This window comes from Micrococcus sp. HMSC31B01, assembly GCF_001816085.1.
Lineage (GTDB): Bacteria > Actinomycetota > Actinomycetes > Actinomycetales > Micrococcaceae > Micrococcus > Micrococcus luteus.
In genome coordinates, this window is sequence record NZ_KV824820.1 from 1 (window position 1) to 951 (window position 951).

At 77.8% G+C, this 951-nt stretch carries 1 protein-coding gene; it reads left to right on the forward strand.

Translation table 11 applies throughout. The annotated features are described in order from the left end of the window. Window positions 1-951: ComEC/Rec2 family competence protein (locus HMPREF3105_RS00365; RefSeq protein WP_141762358.1), on the forward strand; the 951-nt coding region annotated here is incomplete at both ends.

A 951-nucleotide genomic window follows, 5' to 3' on the forward strand; every position in this document is an offset into this window, starting at 1 on the left:
GGCGGGAGGCGCTGCGCGCCGCATTCCGTCAGTCCGCGGAGGGCACGGTCGGCGCGGCGCCGGAGCTCATCCCGGGGCTGGTGCTGGGCGACCGCTCCGCCCAGGGGCCCGCCCTCGACGACGCCATGAAGGCCTCGGGCCTGTCGCACCTGTCTGCCGTGTCCGGGGCCAACGTGGCCATGATCCTCGGCGCGGTCGCGATCACCCTGCGCTGCGCGCGGGTGCACCGGGCGGTGGTCCTCAGCGCCGGGCTGGCGGTCCTCGGGGTGTTCGTGGTCGTCGTGGGACCGGAGCCGTCCGTGCTCCGGGCAGCCGTGATGGGCGCTCTCGGAGCCCTCGCGGTGTTCTTCGGCCGCGCGCGGCAGGCGTTCGGACTCCTGACGGTGGGCGGCACGGCCCTGCTCGTCGCGGTGCCGGCCCTCGCCGTGGAACCGGCCTTCCACCTCTCCCTGGCGGCGACCGCGGGCATCGTCCTGGGCGGCGCGCCCCTCGACCGTGCGCTGCACGCCGGGCTCGGCCGGGTGCTGCCCGACGTCGTGGCGCGGTGGCTCTCGGCGTCGCTCGCGGTGACCGTGGCCGCCCACCTGGCCTGTCAGCCGATCATCCTGGCCATGACGGGCGAGGTGTCGGCCTACGCGGTGCCGGCCAATCTGCTGGCCGCCCCGGCCGTGCCGCCCGTGACCGTCCTGGGCACCCTCGCCGCGGCCCTCGCCCTGCCCGCGCCGGGGATCGCCGCCGCCCTCGTGGCCGTGATCCAGTGGCCCGCGGCCTGGATCGGGTGGGTCGCCCACACCAGCGCCTCCCTGCCCGGGGCGCTGCGTCCGTGGCCGGCCGGAGCCCTCGGCGCCGGGCTGGGCGTCCTGCTGGTGGCCGCGACGCTCCTCGGATTCGCCGCCGTGCTCCTGCTCGAACGACGCCGGGCCGCCCCGGTGCGGCGTGTCGGCCGCAGCG